This is a genomic window from Rhizobium herbae (genome assembly GCF_017873135.1).
Taxonomy (GTDB): Bacteria; Pseudomonadota; Alphaproteobacteria; order Rhizobiales; family Rhizobiaceae; genus Pararhizobium; species Pararhizobium herbae.
The window spans coordinates 210,878-229,294 of sequence record NZ_JAGGJV010000006.1 but is presented as its reverse complement, the minus strand read 5'-3'; the positions used below and the strand labels follow the sequence as shown (position 1 = coordinate 229,294).

The 18,417-nt window shown below is 60.1% G+C and carries 16 protein-coding genes; 3 read left to right on the top strand and 13 right to left on the bottom strand.

All coding sequences use genetic code 11. From position 1 onward, the window contains the following. Window positions 1-14: 14 nt before the first annotated feature. On the bottom strand, window positions 15-1,211 hold the full coding sequence (locus J2Z75_RS17685) for a glycosyltransferase family protein (RefSeq protein ID WP_209854075.1): 1,197 nt from the start codon (window positions 1,209-1,211) through the stop codon (window positions 15-17). Between J2Z75_RS17685 and J2Z75_RS17680 the strand changes: the two genes are divergently transcribed. Then, window positions 1,193-2,911 (top strand): O-linked N-acetylglucosamine transferase, SPINDLY family protein, encoded by a 1,719-nt coding sequence (locus tag J2Z75_RS17680; protein ID WP_209854074.1) that lies wholly within the window; start codon window positions 1,193-1,195, stop codon window positions 2,909-2,911. The two genes, J2Z75_RS17685 and J2Z75_RS17680, sit on opposite strands and share 19 nt — an antisense overlap. 90 nt (window positions 2,912-3,001) lie before the next feature. Here the strand turns inward: J2Z75_RS17680 and J2Z75_RS17675 are convergent, their stop codons facing one another. From J2Z75_RS17675 to J2Z75_RS17625, 11 genes are all read right to left on the bottom strand, one after another. After that, window positions 3,002-4,135 (bottom strand): ABC transporter ATP-binding protein, encoded by a 1,134-nt coding sequence (locus J2Z75_RS17675; protein ID WP_209854073.1) that lies wholly within the window; start codon window positions 4,133-4,135, stop codon window positions 3,002-3,004. Between the two features lie 89 nt (window positions 4,136-4,224). Beyond that, window positions 4,225-5,454, bottom strand: a complete 1,230-nt coding sequence (locus tag J2Z75_RS17670; RefSeq protein WP_209854072.1) for an ABC transporter substrate-binding protein — start codon at window positions 5,452-5,454, stop codon at window positions 4,225-4,227. Between the two features lie 34 nt (window positions 5,455-5,488). Beyond that, entirely contained in the window at window positions 5,489-6,349 is an 861-nt protein-coding gene (locus tag J2Z75_RS17665; RefSeq protein ID WP_209854071.1) for a carbohydrate ABC transporter permease, read from the bottom strand. After that, the gene (locus tag J2Z75_RS17660; protein ID WP_209854070.1) at window positions 6,346-7,230 is read right to left on the bottom strand and encodes a carbohydrate ABC transporter permease; all 885 of its coding nucleotides are present in this window, start codon (window positions 7,228-7,230) and stop codon (window positions 6,346-6,348) included. Before J2Z75_RS17660 ends, J2Z75_RS17665 begins: the two co-directional genes overlap by 4 nt. A gap of 13 nt (window positions 7,231-7,243) precedes the next feature. Continuing rightward, entirely contained in the window at window positions 7,244-8,401 is a 1,158-nt protein-coding gene (locus J2Z75_RS17655; RefSeq protein ID WP_209854069.1) for a Gfo/Idh/MocA family protein, read from the bottom strand. A gap of 328 nt (window positions 8,402-8,729) precedes the next feature. Next, window positions 8,730-9,356, bottom strand: a complete 627-nt coding sequence (locus tag J2Z75_RS17650) for a DUF922 domain-containing Zn-dependent protease (protein WP_209854068.1) — start codon at window positions 9,354-9,356, stop codon at window positions 8,730-8,732. A gap of 173 nt (window positions 9,357-9,529) precedes the next feature. Continuing rightward, window positions 9,530-11,047, bottom strand: a complete 1,518-nt coding sequence (locus J2Z75_RS17645) for an ABC transporter substrate-binding protein (protein ID WP_209854067.1) — start codon at window positions 11,045-11,047, stop codon at window positions 9,530-9,532. Window positions 11,048-11,067: 20 nt separating this feature from the next. Further along, window positions 11,068-12,792 carry a dipeptide ABC transporter ATP-binding protein gene (locus J2Z75_RS17640; RefSeq protein WP_209854066.1) on the bottom strand — a complete coding sequence of 575 codons (1,725 nt, stop codon included), beginning with the start codon at window positions 12,790-12,792 and terminating at the stop codon, window positions 11,068-11,070. Continuing rightward, window positions 12,789-13,616: an ABC transporter permease gene (locus J2Z75_RS17635; protein ID WP_407692780.1), complete on the bottom strand. Its 828-nt coding sequence runs from the start codon at window positions 13,614-13,616 to the stop codon at window positions 12,789-12,791. Before J2Z75_RS17635 ends, J2Z75_RS17640 begins: the two co-directional genes overlap by 4 nt. Window positions 13,617-13,639: 23 nt before the next feature. Beyond that, on the bottom strand, window positions 13,640-14,578 hold the full coding sequence (locus J2Z75_RS17630) for an ABC transporter permease (RefSeq protein WP_209854064.1): 939 nt from the start codon (window positions 14,576-14,578) through the stop codon (window positions 13,640-13,642). A gap of 57 nt (window positions 14,579-14,635) precedes the next feature. After that, window positions 14,636-15,526: a proline iminopeptidase-family hydrolase gene (locus tag J2Z75_RS17625; RefSeq protein WP_209854316.1), complete on the bottom strand. Its 891-nt coding sequence runs from the start codon at window positions 15,524-15,526 to the stop codon at window positions 14,636-14,638. A gap of 141 nt (window positions 15,527-15,667) precedes the next feature. On the opposite strand from J2Z75_RS17625, the gene J2Z75_RS17620 reads away from it, so the two are divergent. Next, complete coding sequence (locus J2Z75_RS17620; RefSeq protein WP_209854063.1) at window positions 15,668-16,447, top strand: LuxR family transcriptional regulator; 780 nt, start codon at window positions 15,668-15,670, stop codon at window positions 16,445-16,447. A 54-nt stretch (window positions 16,448-16,501) separates the two neighbouring features. Then, a complete protein-coding gene (locus tag J2Z75_RS17615; protein WP_209854062.1) occupies window positions 16,502-17,422 on the top strand; it encodes a proline iminopeptidase-family hydrolase in 921 nt (306 codons plus the stop codon). Window positions 17,423-17,440: 18 nt separating this feature from the next. On the opposite strand, the gene J2Z75_RS17610 is transcribed toward J2Z75_RS17615, so the two are convergent. Next, complete coding sequence (locus J2Z75_RS17610; protein WP_209854061.1) at window positions 17,441-18,367, bottom strand: SMP-30/gluconolactonase/LRE family protein; 927 nt, start codon at window positions 18,365-18,367, stop codon at window positions 17,441-17,443. Window positions 18,368-18,417 lie beyond the last annotated feature (50 nt).

Genomic DNA, 18,417 nt, shown 5'->3' with positions numbered 1-18,417 from the left:
GCGCTCGACTTTATCTAGGCCGCTGCATTGATGGATGAATTGTAGAAATCCACGTAGCGAGCCGAAAGGCCTGGAAGCAGGCGGTCGAGGACGAGCAGGGCGATCTGGAAGGCGGAAGCAACATCCGGTGTCTCCTGGATCAGTTTGGTCAGATAGACAACTTCCTCACCATAGTTGTGCGGTGTCTCGCCCACATCCTTGATAAAGGTGCCCAAGGCAAGGCGCGCGTTCGACATCTGGGCGCCCTGGCGCTCCTGTTCGGAAAGTCGCAGGCCGGCCCACATCAGGAAAACATGCGTATCGACGAAACGCAGGAGCGGGGAGAATTTCTCGGCCTCTTCGGGCAAACCTGCCTGCCTGAATAACCGCGCCTTTGACGCCTCCACGCCCTCTCTCCCCGTCCAGCTCCCAAGGTCGTAGCGATAGATCGTCGCCGGATCGTAGGCGAACTTTCCGGCGGCGGCAAAGGCGAAGGAAAGAGCCCAGTCGCAATAGCCGCCGCGCGTCGGATGAGCTTTCTGAAAAAGCGTCGCCAAACCCCGGAAGACATCGGTACGATAGCTGCTGTAGTAGGTGCTGTTGTTTCCCCTCGCCTTGGCATTGTATTCGAGCACGCGCGTGCCGGCGTCGTCAGCCGTGAGCGTGAAACGATCCACTTGCTGCACGCCTTGCGTTGCCGACCATGCATAGCTTCGCGGACGAATGCCAATGGTGTCTTTCGGGAGGTCGACCAGGCTGATGCGCTGAATGCCATCAAGCAGGTAGATCTCGTCGTCATCGCCCATCGGCATGACGAACGGTGTTTCCACATGCGAAAGCGCGTTCAACATATTGACAGCCGGATCGTCACCTTCCGGAACAACGTAGGTGAGGCGGTCGGAACGGTTCTCGAAATACGCTCTCTTGGCGGCATCACCGGAGTTGTCGGAAACGATCAGGCGGCAATCGGCCTTTTCCGCATAGATCAAGGCGGTCTCGATCGCCGCGCGCGCGTTTTGCAGATTGCGATTGCTCGGCATGGAGATAGAAAGCTGGGTCATCGTCGGCAATCCAAGGTGTTGCTGAAACCTCGCATATAGAATGCGACGACTGCCCCAGGCTTGCGCGTCCTGATCTCCCGCAAAACCGCCGCCAGTTTTGCGCCAGTTGCCTTCGCTATTGATGGGCATACCAGATTTTGACGGGATAAAAGATGTCGGCACCTCTGCCAAGGGCGCTCCAAAGCTACAAGGCCCAGAAATACAACGATGCGCTGGAAGCACTGTCGCCGCTGCTTCGAAAACCGCAGTCCCTTGGCATGGATGTCCTGCTGATTGCGGCACAATGCTACGCAAAGACAAATCAGTACGCGAGCGCCGCCGACTTCTACACGAGAGCCGCAGACATGGGCGGGCCGAAGCAGGCGATGCTGCGGACCCTGGCGGCGAATATGCTGAAGGAAGCCAATGAGTCACGCGCGGCCTTGAACAGCGCGCGCATCGCCGCGAAGTCGGCCGCTTTCGATGCTCACGCGGAAGAGAGTTATCGCCGTTATCTGCACGAGTTTCTCTGTCTGGACGAAAGGCTGATGGACGACCAGCGGGTTCTCGACCGGTTGAAGGCGGGGGATGCCCGCTATTTCGACTTCGAATTTCCGCATAACAATATTCTCTGGTGTGCCGACGAAAGCATCAACGCTCGCCAAACCAAGATTCACAACGCGACCGCATTTACGCAGCAAACGAGGGCCGCGCGCCGCGCCGTTCCGCATGCCTTCCAGCAAAAAATCCGCGTCGGTTACCTCTCGGGGGATTTCGGCGATCAGCATCCGACGATGCGCCTGTTTCAGGGCGTGCTTCTCCAGCATGACCGGCAAAAGTTCGATGTGACCCTGTTCTGCCATACCGACGAAGAGACAATCAAAAAAGACCGGGGGATGCGGGCGAAGTATCCAAACGTGATCCAGCTTGGCCACCTGTCCGATCGGGACGCCGCAACCCTCATCCGTCAAAGCGGTATCGACGTTCTCGTTGACCTGAAGGGCCATACCAAGGGTGCCCGGCTCGGCTTGATCAATCTGGGTGCTGCGCCGATTCAGGCAGCCTATTGCGGTTATCCCGGATCCGGGACCGGCATCGATTGCGACTACATCATTGGCGACGCGATCGTCACCCCCGAAAGCAGCCGGCCCTTCTACCACGAGAAGTTCTGCATTCTCCCGGACACCTACCAGCCCAATGACGATACCTACAGGCCGCTTCCACCTGCCACCTCACGACGGGAACTCGGCCTCCCTGAAGACCGCACCGTCTTCGCCTCCTTCAACGCCACGAAGAAAATATCGCCGGCGACGGCGCAGCTCTGGGCGGATATCCTGCTCAGGGCCGAAGAAAGCGTACTCTGGATGATGTGCCCCGACCGGTTTGCCCGTGAGAATTTCGCACAGTGGATGGAAAATGCGGGGATCGGCCCCGATCGTATCATCTTCGCCGATCCCGCCGGCTATGCGGACCATATCGCCCGCCTGCAGGCCGCCGATATCGGCCTGGACACCTTTCCCTGCAATGGCCATACGACGACGTCGGACAAGCTTTGGGCCGGTCTGCCGGTCCCGACATTCAAGGGCAGCCATTTCGCCTCGCGCGTCAGCGAAAGCCTGCTGCGGGCAATCGATCTGGAGGAACTCGTGGCATCCGATCCGCAGGGTTACGTGGATCTGTGCGTCTCGCTCGCCCAATCACCGGACAGGGTCCGAACCTTGAAGGAAAAGCTGAATGCCAATCGCCGGACTGCACCTCTCTTCGACACGCGGCGCTTCACCCGCCATCTTGAAACGGCCTATACGATGATGGTGGATCGGGCGACACAGGGCCTCGAGCCCGATCATATCCAGGTGCCGCCGATGGAGACGCATGGGGCGGGCCGCGGCTGACCGGCGACAGAGTTAAACGTTAGCCACCAGGCCGAGCCTTGACGTGCAAAGCTCGGTTTCCGCGCCCGCAAGCCCGGGACGGGGCATATCTCAGACAGCGCCGGCCTTCAAAAGACCCATGTCGACATCGGTCAATTCCACCCGACGCTCCAGCGCAAGGCCCGCAGTGTCAAAGAGGTGGCAGTCGGCAGCGCCAATGCCGATCGGAACCGTTTCATCCGTCCGGATCGCCGCGCTGCCGGGCAGCATCGCGCAGAAATTCTCGCTTTCACCATCGAGCGAGGCATAGGCGACCGTCTGGGCGCCGAGCCGTTCGATCACCGATGGCACCACCGTCATCGAAAGGTCGGCGCTGCCGATCTGGATGTGTTCCGGACGAATGCCGAGTGTCAACGGCTGTCCGACGAGATCGGAACGGCCGGCAACGGGGATCGTCACCGCCTGTCCCTTGTATTCGACCGCGACACCGGCATCACCGACGGCCTTGCAGACGACGGGCAGCATGTTCATCCTCGGATTGCCGATGAAGCCCGCGACGAACATGTTGGCCGGTTTGTGGTAGAGCTCGAGCGGCGCTCCGGTCTGGGAAATTTCACCTGCATTGAGGACGACGATCCGGTCCGCCATCGTCATCGCCTCGACCTGGTCGTGGGTGACGTAGATCATCGTGGCCTTCAATTGCTTGTGCAGCTTCGCCAGTTCGATGCGCATATCGGCCCGAAGCGCCGCGTCGAGGTTGGAAAGCGGTTCATCGAACAGGAAAATCTTCGGCTCGCGCACGATCGCCCGGCCGATGGCCACACGCTGGCGCTGACCGCCGGACAGCAATCCCGGCTTCTGCTGCAGCCGCTGGTCAAGGTGCAGGATGCGGGCGGCGTTCTCGACCTTCGCCTTCAGTTTTTCCTCCGGCATCTTTTCGACGCGCAGCGGGAAGGCGATATTCTCGAACACCGACATATGCGGATAGAGCGCGTAGGACTGGAACACCATGGCGATCCCGCGCTTGACCGGCGGCAGGTCGTTGACGCGCTTGCCGTCGATCATGATATCGCCCGAACTGGTTTCGTCGAGACCGGCGATCATCCGCAGCAATGTCGACTTGCCGCAGCCGGACGGTCCGACGAAAACGACGAACTCACCTTCTCTGACCTCGAGCTCGATGCCTTTCAGCACCTCGAACGTGCCGTAGAATTTCTGAACCTTGTTGAGATTGAGCTGTCCCAAGAATGTGTCTCCGGCCGCCGGCGAGAAGCGGCCCGTTCGTAGCAGAAAGGTATGGACCGCGAGCCTTGAAAGCTCGCGGTCCGATGATCTTATTTGTACTGTTCGATGTCGGCAGCAGCCTTCTTCAGCGCGTCAGCCGGTTCTGCCTTGCCGGTCACGACCGACTGGACCATCTCGATGATCGCGTTCTGGAAGCCCTTGTAGTCGGTAAAGAGCGGTTCCGGGCCGCCAAAGGCGATACCGTCGATGAACGGCTTCCAGGACGGATCGGCCTTGACGAATTCATCGACCTTGGCACCAGGACGCAAGGGGGTCAGACCGGCGCCGCCCTGCAGTTCATACTCGTGCTGGATATCGGTCGAGGTGATGTATTTGGCGAATTCAGCCGCCTTCTCCTCGACGCCGGTTCCCTTGAATATCGCCAGACTGTCGGTGATCAGAAGCGTGCCTTCACCCTTGGCGGACGGACCAAGCGGCAGGGGTGCGACCCCCCAGTTGATCTTGGTGTCCTTCAGCCGCGCGGCTGCACCCGAGCCGGCCTGGATCATGCCGACCTTGCCGTCGAGGAAAATCGCACGGATTTCGTTCTGTTCGTAGGCGGTGGCACCTTCGACGGAATAGGGCGTGATGTCCTTGTAAGCCTGCAGTGCTGCCAGCACTTCGGGGCTGTCCATGACGATCTTGTCGCCATCGATCACCTTGCCATTGTTGGTATAAACCCAATGCATGAACTGGTGCATCGTGTTGTCGAAGGTCTTGGCGGGCAGGCCATAACCGGCAATGCCGGTCTTTTCCTTGATGGCCTTGGCGTCTGCGATTTCCTCAGCCCAGGTCTTCGGCGGGGTTTCCGGGTCGAGGCCGGCGGCCTTGAACAGGTCCTTGTTCCAGTAGAGAGCCTTGGTCGAGAAGGCGATCGGTACACCCCACTGGTTGCCTTCGAAGGTTACCGTATCGACGATGTTCGGATAGTAGGCCTTCTTTTCGTCATCGGTCATCGGGACCGGGATGATCAGATCGTTCTGCGCGAATTCCTTCAGCGTGCGCGAGCCGACATAGGCCATGCCGACCGGCGTGCCGGCAGCGGCAAGCGTCGTCGCCTTGTCCTGGCATTGTTCCCACCCGACAACCTCGGGCGCGATCTTCCAGCCAGCGTTCTTGCCTTCCCATTCCTTGATGTATTTTTCATGGATCGGGTCGATCTTGTCGCCGCAATAGATCCAGCTGATTTCCTGGTCAGCGGCCTGTGCGGTCATCGCGCCGAGTGCGGTAGAGCCGAGCAAGGCGAGGGCAAATAGCCCAGTCTTGAATTGAATTGTCACGTTTAAGCTCCCATTTTTTCTCTGGTGGTTTGGTTTATTGTTTCACCGCGCCCGCGGTCAGCCCGCTGACGAGATAGCGTTGAAGGAAGAAGATCACGATCATGGCCGGCGCGATGCCGACGAAGCTCGCGGCCATAAGCTCGTTCCAGATGACCTCCTGCCGGCCGAAATAGGCAAAGAGACCGACCGGCAGCGGCGCATATTCCGTCTTGGAATTAAAGGTCAGCGCGAAGATGAATTGTTGGGCGTAGGAGCCGATGAAGGTGGTAATCGCAACCACCGTGATGCCCGGCATGGCGATAGGCAGGATCACGCGGCGCAGGGTGTAGAAATGGCTTGCGCCATCCACGAAGGCAGCCTCGTCGAGTTCCTTTGGGATGCGCATCATATAGGTGCGCAAAAGCCAGATGGCGGAAGGGATCAGGAAAGCGACGCCAGGTACGATGATGGCGAAATAAGTATTCAGCAAGCCGAAGGAGCGCATGAGCCGGAACAGCGGAATGAGCAGCACCGCGCCCGAAAACATGTTGACCGCGAGGAAGGCCCCCAGCAACTGGCTCGATCCCTTGAACTCGAAGCGGGCAAACGCGTAGGCCGCAGGGACCACCAGGATCAGGACGACGGCGGTGACGATGGTCGAGATGAAGAAGGAATTGAAGATGTAGCGTGCAAAGCCCGGAACGCTCACCCACATCGTCCGGTAGGCTTCGAAGGAGCCGTTGACGGGAATGAAGCGGTAGGGCGAGGAAAAGAGCTGGCTGAGCGGCTTGAGCGAGACGAGGAACCCTTCGACGAAGGGCGCCAGCACGAAGGTGAGAAACACCAGGATACCGGCATAGATGCCGATGAGTTCGTACCACGTATAGCGGTTGATCAGCAGGGAAGGCGCTCTCATCGCTTGTCTCCGGAAGAAAGACGGCTGGTCAGGCGGAAATAGCAGACGCAGAAGATCGACAGGAAGATGCAGATCAGCACGGCGCGGGCAGCCCCCTCCCCGTACTTGTTCGACCCGATCGCCGTGCGATACGTGTCGATGATCATCGTCGTGGTCTCGCCGCTTGGGCCGCCGCGGGTGAGAATCCAGATGATGTCAAAGGAGTTGAAGGTCGAGATCAGCGACAGCATCGACATTGTAATCATCGAAGGGACAAGCAGCGGCAGGGTAATGCGGCGGAAACGATAGAAGCGGCCGGCGCCATCGGTCCAGGCGGCTTCATAGAGATCCTGCGGAATCGACTGCATCGCCGCGAGCATATAGAGCGTGACCATCGGCACGCCGATCCAGACGTCGGTAATGACGGTCGCCCAGAAGGCCGTCGAGCCCTGCGCAAGAAAGGCGATCGGCCCATCCGCCAGACCAACGCGCTGCAGGACACCGGAGATCATGCCGAACTGACCGTTGTACATCCAGCCCCACATGAAGATACCGATCGCCATCGGCACGATCCATGGCGGCATGGTCAGGACGCGGAAGAGCGCCCGGCCGGGCACGGCGGCATTGAGCATCGAGGCACCGAACGTGCCGATGATCATCTTGATTGACACCGAGAAGAAGGTCCAGACGAAGGTGCGCAGGATGACCTCGGCGAAGGTCGCATTGAAAATCTTGCCGTAATTGACCCAGCCGACCCAGTTCGTCGTCTTCTTCAGCGAGGCGTCGGTGAACGACAGGATGAACGTGTCCACCAGCGGATAGGCCACAATCACCGTCACATAGAGAACGGCCGGCAGCAGAAGGATCCAGGCGAAGATGAGAGTGCTGCGTTGAACGTTCATCTCCAGCCCCTCCTCACGCTGCGCGGGAATGGAGGGCTTCGTCGAAGCGGTCCCAGACGGGCCGCAGATCGACGACGCTGCGCTTGCGTCGCGCTTCATCCATGGACAGCGCCAGGATACCGGCTTCAAGCGCATCGAGCGTCGAAACGGGCAGCGCGCGGCCGTCGCGGACATGGCCGATGATGTCGGTCGCCATCTGTTCGTCGGCGCCGTAATGCTGCGACAGTTCCGTCGCTGCGTATTTGTTCTCGACGACCTTTTTTCCGCTTAGCATTTCGTGCACATCGAAATAGCCGCGGATGAAATCGCCCTCGGCCATACCGCGCGAACCCATGATGCAGAAACGTCGGAACTGGTCCGGCACGTTGAGATTGGTGTGGAAGTTCATGCCGACGCCGTTGGCATATTCGACGATCGCCACCTGATAATCGATGATGTCGCCGTCGCTGTCGAAAACCTTGTCGGAGCCCATCCAGCCGCTCGGCTTGCGGTGGAACAGTTCGAGGTCATTGATGCCTTCGCGGGCCGGATCGTTGGCCGGAATGAAGCTCTTGCGGCCGCCGAAGCTTGCGACCCGCTCCGGCCGTGCGCCGACGATACCATTGTAGAGATCAAGGTCATGGCAGCATTTTTCCAGCATGAAGCTGCCGGAATAACGCTCGTAGCGGCGCCAGTCGCGCATGAAGAAGGCGCCGTGATAGGGCTCGATATGCTCTGACGCTTCGATCGAGACGATCTGCCCCAGCGTTCCGGCAGCCTGTGCGGCGCGCAGGTCGCGATACATCGGCGCATAACGCAGCACGAGGCCGACCATCAGCCGTTCATGCCCGTATTTCGCCATCAACCGGGCAAGCTCAATGCTCTCTTCGACAGTCGTGACGACAGGCTTTTCGCTGAAGACCTTCAGGCCGGATTCCAGCCCGATGCGGATATGATCGAGATGCATGTGATTGGGCGAACCGATCATCAGAAGATCGAGCTTCTCGTTGGCGATCAGTTCTTCCGGCGTCGCATAGGCAGTGCCGGCGGAAACGCCCTTTTCCAAAAGACCAGGCAAACCGGCCGGGTTCGGATCGACGTAACCCGCGATCTCGAAGCTTTCATCCATGGCCTTGAAAACATAGCCCAGATAGCCAAGACGGAATCCGAGCCCGATGATGCCCACTTTCATTCTTCTGCTATTCCCCGTTTATTGTCGTAATTTATTTTCTCAGATTGAGGCAGATTTTCAAACCCGTCAACCGAAATTCGCGGAATTCCTACTTTTATGAAATTCATTTTCATGGAAGCCATTTCCGCGTGGCAGCTAGGCAAAGGTTGCAAACCAAAATTCCGACCCGTCACAACCATGAGGAACGAGCATCCTCAAGCATCTATTTACGGCTTCAGCTGCCGTACGGTCCGCTTGGCATGTCCGCCGAAAACAGTGCCGCCCCCCCGAATGACTGCACGGCAGCGATGTTTCATCGACTATCGGAGACCTGGTCCGTCAGCGTCTTCTATCCGCCATTGATCAATGCGAGGACGAGCTGGTGGATGTTGCCGCCATTGCTGAGCTCGGCGCGGTCGAAATCACGGCTCTGCTGCCGCTGCGCACGAGAGAGTTCCCCCAGACGCGTCGTCAATTCCGTCCTGATCTTCTGGCACTTCGGATCGCCGGAAACGGTCAGGCCCACGGACACGGCCTCGATCTTCCTGACCATGTCCTTGATCTGCTCGCCGTGCACCAGTTCGTGTTTGTGCACACCCGCCAGGAAGATTTCCCACTGCTTCGCGGTGGCGGCCGGCAATTTTTCGGCAGGTTTCGGCAGCGTATAGGTAATCGTCAGCTTCGGGCGCGCCGAGACGAGGACGCAGGCACCGCCTTGCGGCTCGTATTTCCTGGTCCAGGTCAGCTTGAAATTGGTAAATGCGATCGCCCGGCCGGCATTCCCGACCTTTGGGCCCCGTTCGCCGATCGACGCATAAAGCTCCGCACCTGTGCTGCCGACTATCGAATAGGGCTGCACCTTCTCGACGGCTTGCCACTCCGCGCGCGCGGCGACCGGCAGCGAGGCCAGGCAAGCGGTGAGCACACAAAACCACACGCCTGTTTTCACGCGAAACCTCGCAGGTTCATGCTTCATTGCGGATCACCAGACTGACGCTCCAGTTTTTATCGAACACGCACTCGCCGGGCAGCACATCATTGTCTCCTGACGGGCCTCATGCGGGATGTCGAGCACGGAGACTATGGCCCGGTCGGCTGACAGACAATGCCATCCGCCGTCAAGGCAGCGGATGGCAAGCTTTGAGGGCCTCAGTTCTTGACGGTGTCTTCGAGGAAGAACCGGCCGAGCGGGTTCTGGTCGAAGTTCGCGATGTTCTTGCGCGATACGTTGATATAGGGGCTGTAGTAGAGGTCGATCCAGTGGACGTCGTCCTTGGCCATTTTCTGGATATCGACATACATCGCCTCGCGCTTGACAGGATCGAGCTCAAGCCGGGCGGCGGCCACCATGTCCTTGACCTTGTCGTTCTTGTAGCGGGTCATGTAGTTCATGTTGGTGTCGTGACCGAGAACGAAGGTGGTCTTCTGGTCCGGATCGAGAATGTCGTTGGTCCAGTACATTACCGAGATATCGTAGTCGCCGGCCACCAGCATGTCCCAGCTCTGGCTCGGATCCACCTTCTGCAGATTGACCGTGACGCCAGCCTTCTGAAGCTGCTGCTGCAGGAGAACGGCGATCTGCTCGTCAACCTCGTTGCCGGCATTGACGATATAGTTCAGCGACAGATCGGATGCGCCGGCCTCGGCCAGCATTGCCTTCGCCTTTTCCGGGTCATACGGATACTGGTAGTTGGCATCGTAATGATAGAGCGACCCTTTCGGGATATAGGAGTTGGCGACTTCGCCAAGGCCGAAGGTCACGGTATCGACGATCGCCTTCTTGTCGATTGCCATATCCAGTGCCTGACGAACTTCCTTTTTCGCCAGCGCGCCGTGCTCATGGTTGATCAGCAGATGATCTTCGCGGGTCGAGGTATCGATATGAACGTCAAGGTTCGGATCCTTCTTCAGCTCCTCCACGCGCGAGAACGGCACGAAGATCGCCGTATCCAGTTCACCGGTCTGAACGTTCAGCATGCGGGTGTTGTCGTCCGGCACCGAGATCCACTCGACGCCGTCGAGCTTCACCCGGTCCGCCTGCCAGAAATTCGGGTTCTTTTCGAGGATGACGCGGTCGCCGCGGCGCCATTCCTTGACGATAAAGGCGCCGGACGATGCGGTGGGCTTTTCGGCGAAAGCTTCCTCGCCTTCGGCTTCCAGGGCCTTCTTCGACAGCACTGAAACGTTCGGCAGCGCCAGTGTCGACAGGAACGGCGCAGACGGCGTCTTCAGCTTGACGACGAGCGTGCGGTCGTCGGCGGCTTCCGCCGTTTCGACGATCTTGTAGCTGTCGCTCCACAGCGAGCCTTCATTGTCGCGAATGCGCAGCAAGCTGAAGGCCGCGTCTCCAGCGGTGATCGGCGAGCCGTCGGAGAATTTCGCGTCGCGGATCTTGAACGTGTAGGTCAGACCATCATCGGACACGGTCCAGCTTTCGGCAAGGCCGGGCTCCAGCTTGGTGCCGGTCTTGTCGACGCGGATCAGCACGTCGAAGACGTTGGAGAAAACCCAGTTGTCGACATTCTGCGCCGACTTGATGGGGTCGAACGTGGTCGAATCCTCGCGGCGTCCGATGGTAAGCACACCGGCGGCTTCGGCGATGCTGGCTCCGAATGTGACCACGGCAAGCACCGTGGCTATGCTTAAAGTCTTCCATCTGCTCTTCATTGTCGCTGTTCCCTTTGTTGTTATTGCATGCTGATGAGTGGCTGGCCTCGAACGACCGGCGCCGCTTTCGGCTCGCTCCGTGGGGGCAAATCCCCCCGAGGCAACGGCTTGTCCGGGTCGATATCCGGAATGGCGCCGATCAGCGCCGCCGTATAGGCGTGGCGCGGGTTGGCGAACACCGCGTCGCAGCGGCCTTCCTCGACGATTTCGCCGCGATACATCACGACGACCCGATCACAGAGATTGCGGACGATGGCGAGATCATGAGCGATGAACAGAAGCGTCAGGTTCATCCGCGTTTTCAGATCGCGAAACAGGTCGATGATCTGCGCCTGGATGGTAACATCGAGGGCAGCCACGCATTCATCGGCGATGATCAGTTTCGGATCGACGGCGAGCGCCCGCGCGATGCCGGCGCGCTGGCACTGGCCGCCGCTCAGGCTGCGCGGGCGACGGGTCGCGAATGCGCGGTCCAGTTCGACCAGGTCGAGCAATTCGCCAACGCGTTCGGGAATGCGCGCAGCCGGCGTATTGCCCTGCACCTTAAGAACTTCGGCGAGCATGTCGCCGATGGTCAGGCGCGGGTTGAGGGCATTGTAGGGATCCTGGAACACCATGGCCGCCTCGGTCCGCAGCTTGGCCAGCGTCTGACGGCGCTGCTGGGCCAGATCGGACCCCGCAAAGCTGACATGGCCCGATGTCAGCGGCGTGAGACCGAGAATGGCGCGCGCCAGCGTGCTCTTGCCGGACCCGCTTTCGCCGACGATGCCGACGGTCTCGCCCGGCATGATCCGCAGGCTGACACCATTGACGGCGGCGATCTCTGTCTTGCCCTTCTTGAAAATCCCCAGACCCGGCGCCGGAAAGCGCACCACCAGATCGTCGATTTCCAGCAACGGCTGGAGAGCGATTGGCAGTGCAGCAGGCGTGAGCGGCGTTCCTCCGCTCTCCTCCGGCATCGACGGATGGCTTTTCAACAAACTCACCGTGTAGGCATGCTGCGGCTCGGCAAGCACGCGGCGCTTGGGGCCATGCTCCAACAGCTGGCCGTTGCGCAGCACGGCGATGCTGTCGCAGGTCTGGGCGACGATGCCGAGATCGTGGGTGATCAGGATGATCGACAGACCGCGTTTGTCGCGAAGGTCCATCAGCAGACGCAGGATCTGCGCCTGGATGGTGACGTCGAGGGCCGTGGTCGGCTCGTCGGCAATCAGGATCTTCGGATTGCAGGACAGGGCCACCGCGATCATGGCCCGCTGACGCATGCCGCCGGAGAACTCATGCGGGTAATTGTCATATTGCCGCGCGGGGTCGGGAAATCCGACCTGGCCAAGAATTTCGACCGCAGCGGCTCGTGCTTCCCGCGGATCGAAGCCCTGATGATAGCGGATGCCTTCGGCAATCTGGTCGCCGATACGCATGACGGGATCGAGATGGCTGGTCGGATTCTGGAAGATCATGCCGATCTCGGCTCCGCGCACTGCGCGCATCGCGTCTTCGCTGAGCGTCGCCAGATCCTTTCCGTCAAGCAGAACGGTGCCGCCGGTAATAGCGATCGCGGGCGATGGCAGAAGCTTGACGAGCGCGCGGCAGATCATGCTCTTGCCGGAGCCGCTTTCGCCGACGAGCCCGAGGATTTCTCCCCTGGCGAGGTCGAAGGAGACGGCGTCGATGAGCGTGCGGGTTTCCCCGTCGATCGGAACCTTGACCGTCAGGTCACGGATGGACAGAACCGGGCCGCTCATTCGTTCACCCCCAGCCACTCGCCAAGACCATCGCCCAAAAGGCTGAACCCGAAGGCCAGCACGACGATGGACAGGCCGGGAAACAGCGTGATCCACCAGGCCGTTGTGATGAAGCTCTGGCCCTCGGCAACCATCACGCCCCATTCGGCGACCGGCGGCTGGACGCCGAGGCCGAGATAGCTGATCGCCGCGCCGTTGAGCAGCACCAGCACCGCATCCGACATGGAAAAGACGATGGAGCCGGCCACCGCATTCGGCAAAAGATGCCGGAACATGATGCGGGCGCGGCTGAAACCGAGGCTGACGGCGGCCACCGCATAATCGCTGCTTTTCAACACCAGCATCTGCGCCCGGATCAACCGCGCATAGGAGACCCAGCCGACCAGGGCCATGGCGATATAGAAACTCGATAGCCCAGGGCCGAGAATGGCGATGATCGACAGCATCAGCACGAGAAAGGGAAAGGCGAGGATGATGTCGACCAGCCGCATGAAGACCGTATCGACGATGCCGCCGAAGAAACCGGCAACCGTGCCGATGAAGGTTCCGATCAGAAACGGAAAGACGACGCCGATGACGGCGATCTGCAGGTCGATGCGCGTGCCCCAGATGACGCGCGAGAGAATATCGCGGCCGAAATTGTCGGTGCCGAACGGATGGGCAAGCGACGGCATGGCGAGACGGACGGCGGCGTCCTGATAGATCGGATCATAGGGCGAGATCAGCGGCGCAGCGAGCGCGACAGCGAGGAACAGACCAAGGGTTGCGGCGCCGATCGCCAATGTCATGTGACGGCCAAGAAAGCGGCTCCACGGTACATTCATACGGGTGGCGGCAAGGGCTGAGGTCATAGCCGGACCCTCGGGTCGAGACTGACCGTGACGATATCGGCCAGGAAATTGACCAGCACCGTCGCACAGGCAAAAACCATGGCGACCCCCTGCACCACCATGTAGTCGCGCGAGAAGATGGCGCGCACCAGAAGCTGCCCCATACCGGGAATGGCAAAGACGGTTTCGACCACGACGGTGCCGCCGATCAGCCAGCCGATGTTGACGGCGAGCAGATTGACCGTCGGCACCAGCGAATTGGGCAGGACATGTCGCCAGAAGACGATGCTTTCCGGCATGCCGCGCGCCCGCGCCGCCGTCGCCAGATCCGATTTCAACGCAACGATCATCGCCGCCCTCAGACTTCGCGTCAGCACCGCCGAGAGAGACAGCGCGATGGTGAGGCTCGGCAGGACGAGATGGGCCAGCTTGTCGCCAAGCGTTTCGCCATAGCCGGACACCGGAAAGACGCCGAGCCGGACGGAAAACAGGATGATCAGCATGAGCGCCAGCCAGAAAGGCGGGAAACCGATGCCGAGCGTCGAGACGATCCGCACCACATGATCAGCAAGACGGCCGTTGTTGCGCGCAGCGATCGCCGCCATCGGCACCGCGATCAGGATCGACAGGGCGACGCTGGTCAGAACCAGCGTCAGCGTCGGCTCGATGCGGGTGGCGATCAGCTTCAGCACGTCGATCTTGTAAAGGATCGACTTGCCCATCTCTCCCTTGCCGAGATTTTCGAGAAAGTAGAAATATTGCAGCCAGAGCGGCTCGTCGAGGCCGTATTGCGCCCGGATGCGGGCAATTGCCGTCGGTGTCGAGCGTGTGCCGAGCAGGACGCGGGCCGGATCGCCGGGAATGAGCCGCACCAGAATGAAGGTGATGATGCTGATGCCGAAAAGCACCGGCAGGAACTGCAATGGCCGGGACAGAACGAACCTATAGCGGTGCATGCGCGCGCACCCCTTTCTGCCACCGGATATCGGCCACCATCGGCATTGTTATTGTCATCACGCCGTCCCACGCCGTGAAAGGAAATCGAGCAGGGCCGGATAATAGGCCTGCGGATTCTCATAAAACGGCATGTGGCTCGCGTTGGCAAACACCTTCAATTCGGCATCCGGCAGGCCGAGCTTCATGCGTAGCGCGCAGGCCGGTGTCAGTTCGTCATGTTCGCCGCAGGTGATCAGCACCGGAACCGTGATCTTCGGCAGGTCCGGCACCCGGTTCCAGTCCTTCAGGTTGCCAATATAGAGAAACTCGTTCGGTCCCTGCATGGTGCCATAGGGACCCATGTTCCAGTCGTCGAGCGACCGTTTGACCGGCGCCGGCCAGTCCGGGAGACGGCAGACGTGCCGGTAGTTGAGGATGGTGATCGCCGCCAGATATTCCGGGTGATCGATCGTCCCCTGCGCCTCGTGCTTCTGCATCATGGCGACAGTTTCCGACCCCAAAGCCGCCCGCAGACGCTCGAGTTCCCCAACCAGATGCGGCATATCGGCAACCGTATCCTCGAGGATCAGCGTCTTCAGGTTTTCCGGATAGGTCAACGCATAGTCGATGGCAAGCCAGCCACCCCAGGAATGGCCGAGCATATGCACCTTGCCGAGGCCCAATGCCTTGCGCACCGCCTCGGTTTCCTCGACATAACGGCCGATCGTCCAGAGGCCCGCATCGGTCGGTCGATCCGACGCGCCGGTGCCGAGCTGGTCGAAAGCGACGACGCGGTATCCCTTGTCGATGAGGCAGGAATGCGCCTCACGCAGGTAGTCGCACGGCAGTCCCGGTCCGCCATTCAGGCAAAACACCACCTCGTCGCCGGTTCCAAACGAATAGGCGACGACCTTGAAGCCATCGACCGCGACCTCATATCGCTCATCCGGCTCGATCTCCCGCCACATCGCTGTCTCCACCAAGAAATTCCTTGCCCATCTTTTGAGCATGGCTAATTTTTAGCGGAATAACGGCTCTGCGCCAGCTATAAGAAGTGATAGGATCGCTCCCGGCAGGTTCAGCCGCATGTAGGATGTTGGAGTTCAGCTATGCTTGACGATATCGGTGAGATCAGACAGCGCTTCTCGGCGGCGGCGACGCTGGAAGGCCGCATCGACCAGGTTTTCGAGGCGATGAAGCAGCTGGGCTTCGACGCGCTGATCTACGACTATACACCGGTGCCCTATGATCTGGCGGGCGATCTGATGATCCCGTCGCTCATGAAGCTGCGCAACATTTCCGACGATATGCATGAATACTGGTGCGAACGCGGTTATTTCCGCATCGATCCCGTCCAGCAGCTGGCACTGCGCACCACGACGCCATTCTTCTGGAACTACGACAGGAACGCCGGCACGCTGATCAACCGTTTCATGAACGAGGAGACGGCACCGGTGGCGCATTATCTGCGCGAGCGCGATATGTCTTGTGGAGTCACGGTGCCGGTGCACATGCCGCGCGGCGACTACGCCACCGTGACGGGCCTGCGTCTTGGCGACAAGCGCGATTTCGAGCGCGATGCCGGCCATTCGCTTGCCGATTTTGGCCTGCTTGCCCACGTTTTCCATGAAACCGCCTATCCCGTTTTTGACCGCGATGCGCGCGCATCGACGAAGATGCGGCTGACCGAGCGCGAGCGGGAATGCCTGCGCTATTCTGCCGAAGGCCTATCCGCCAAGGAGATTTCGCGGATCATCGATCGTTCAGTGCCGACCGTCGTCATGCATCTGAACGCAGCGGCGAAGAAACTCGGCGCGAAGAACCGGACCCAGGCCGTGGTGCGCGCCACCCATTATCGCCTGCTGGAAGACACACCCTATTACTTATGATAGCTGCCGCCTCCGCCGCGCCCGCACTATGGTTTCTCCATCTCGAACGAACGGATGGAGACGAATGTGGCGACGGTGGCTGTTGAGGAAGGTTTCGTGCCGTTTCGCGAATACCGGACATGGTATCGCATCAGCGGGTCGCTGGACTCCCCCCTTTTGCCGCTGGTGGTCGCCCATGGCGGACCGGGCTGCACACATGACTATGTCGATTCCTTCAAGGATATCGCCGCCCTCGATGGCCGTGCCGTCATCCACTACGACCAGCTCGGCAATGGCAACTCCACCCGGCTTCCGGACAAAGGTCCTGAGTTCTGGACGGTTCCGCTGTTTCTCGAAGAGCTGGACGCGCTGCTAAAACATCTCGGTATCGCGGAGCGCTATGCTTTTCTCGGCCAGTCCTGGGGTGGGATGCTCGGAGCCGAACATGCCGTGCTGCAGCCAAGGGGGCTGAAGGCGCTGGTCATCGCCAATTCGCCAGCCAATATGCACACCTGGGTTTCGGAGGCCAACCGCCTTCGCCGCGATCTGCCGCAGGATGTTCAGGACACGCTTCTGGCGCACGAGGACGCCGGCACGCTGACAGATCCCGAATACATCGCTGCGTCGCGGGTGTTCTACGACCGCCATGTCTGCCGCGTCGTGCCCTGGCCGCCGGAAGTCGCCCGCACCTTCGCCATCATGGACGAGGACAATACTGTCTATCGCAACATGAACGGCCCGACCGAGTTCCATGTCATCGGCACGATGAAGGACTGGACGATCGAGGATCGCCTGTCGCAAGTCCAGGCTCCGACCCTGTTGATCTCCGGCCGTCATGATGAGGCAACCCCGGAAGTGGTGCGTCCCTACGTGGAAAATGTCCCCGATTGCCGCTGGGTGGTGTTCGAAGACTCCAGTCATATGCCACATGTCGAGGAAAAAGCGCTTTGCCTTGCGACGGTCTCGGACTTCCTCAAGCAGCATGATTCCTATTGATACGGCGCGTTCGCTTGCTCAGCCGAATTTCGAACCATTCGCCGTCAGATAAACGGCATAGAGCGAACTTGTCGCGGTGATGAACAGCCGATTGCGCCTGGCGTCGCCGAAGGTCAGGTTCGAGACGATCTCGGGAATGCGGATCTTGCCAATCAGCGTTCCGTCCGGATCGTGGCAATGGACGCCATCCCCGGCGCTCGCCCAGATGCGCCCTGTCCGATCGACCCTGAAGCCATCGAAGAACCCATTCATGCAGGTCGCGAAAACCTCTCCGCCCGATAACCTGCCCTCATCCGACACCGAAAAACGCCGGATATGACGCGGTCCGTTTTCCAGATGGCTGGCGCCGGTATCGGCGACATAGAGAAGCCGCTCGTCCGGTGAGAAAGCAAGTCCGTTAGGCTTTTCGAAGTCATCGACAACTTTCGTCACGTCACCGGATTGTGGGTCGACGCGATAGACATGGCAGCCGCCGATCTCTTCTTCGCCATAGTCGCCTTCATAATCATGCATGATGCCGTAGGACGGATCGGTAAACCAGATCGAGCCATCGGATTTGACGACGACATCATTCGGCGAGTTGAACCGCTTGCCCTCGAACCTGTCGGCAATGACCTCTACCGTGCCGTCGAAATCCGTGCGCGTTACCCGTCTGGTCAGGTGCTCGCAGGTCACGAGCCGGCCCTGATTGTCCACCGTGTTGCCGTTGGAATTGTTCGAGGGCTGCCGGAAGACCGACACGGCCCCGCTGGTCTCGTCGAAGCGCATCATGCGATTGTTCGGAATGTCCGACCAGACAAGAAAGCGGCCGGGCGCGAACCAGGCCGGCCCTTCCAGCCAGCGCCCTCCCGTCCACAGCCGTTCTACGCGCGCATGGCCGACGAAACATCCAGCAAAGCGCGGATCCAGAACCTCGAACCCCGTCCCCTCAATCTCCCCGAACATACAAACTCCCCCTTCATTGCAATTTTTACCCTGTGCCGGCTGGCGGCCGA

Excerpts from the sequence above, each read along its gene's own strand:
- J2Z75_RS17680 (WP_209854074.1), top strand. The coding sequence starts at position 1,193 with ATGTCGGCACCTCTGCCAAGGGCGCTCCAAAGCTACAAGGCCCAGAAA.
- J2Z75_RS17665 (WP_209854071.1), bottom strand. The coding sequence starts at position 6,349 with ATGAGAGCGCCTTCCCTGCTGATCAACCGCTATACGTGGTACGAACTC.
- J2Z75_RS17660 (WP_209854070.1), bottom strand. The coding sequence starts at position 7,230 with ATGAACGTTCAACGCAGCACTCTCATCTTCGCCTGGATCCTTCTGCTG.
- J2Z75_RS17655 (WP_209854069.1), bottom strand. The coding sequence starts at position 8,401 with ATGAAAGTGGGCATCATCGGGCTCGGATTCCGTCTTGGCTATCTGGGC.
- J2Z75_RS17650 (WP_209854068.1), bottom strand. The coding sequence starts at position 9,356 with ATGAAGCATGAACCTGCGAGGTTTCGCGTGAAAACAGGCGTGTGGTTT.
- J2Z75_RS17645 (WP_209854067.1), bottom strand. The coding sequence starts at position 11,047 with ATGAAGAGCAGATGGAAGACTTTAAGCATAGCCACGGTGCTTGCCGTG.
- J2Z75_RS17640 (WP_209854066.1), bottom strand. The coding sequence starts at position 12,792 with ATGAGCGGCCCGGTTCTGTCCATCCGTGACCTGACGGTCAAGGTTCCG.
- J2Z75_RS17635 (WP_407692780.1), bottom strand. The coding sequence starts at position 13,616 with ATGAATGTACCGTGGAGCCGCTTTCTTGGCCGTCACATGACATTGGCG.
- J2Z75_RS17630 (WP_209854064.1), bottom strand. The coding sequence starts at position 14,578 with ATGCACCGCTATAGGTTCGTTCTGTCCCGGCCATTGCAGTTCCTGCCG.
- J2Z75_RS17625 (WP_209854316.1), bottom strand. The coding sequence starts at position 15,526 with ATGTGGCGGGAGATCGAGCCGGATGAGCGATATGAGGTCGCGGTCGAT.
- J2Z75_RS17620 (WP_209854063.1), top strand. The coding sequence starts at position 15,668 with ATGCTTGACGATATCGGTGAGATCAGACAGCGCTTCTCGGCGGCGGCG.
- J2Z75_RS17615 (WP_209854062.1), top strand. The coding sequence starts at position 16,502 with ATGGAGACGAATGTGGCGACGGTGGCTGTTGAGGAAGGTTTCGTGCCG.
- J2Z75_RS17610 (WP_209854061.1), bottom strand. The coding sequence starts at position 18,367 with ATGTTCGGGGAGATTGAGGGGACGGGGTTCGAGGTTCTGGATCCGCGC.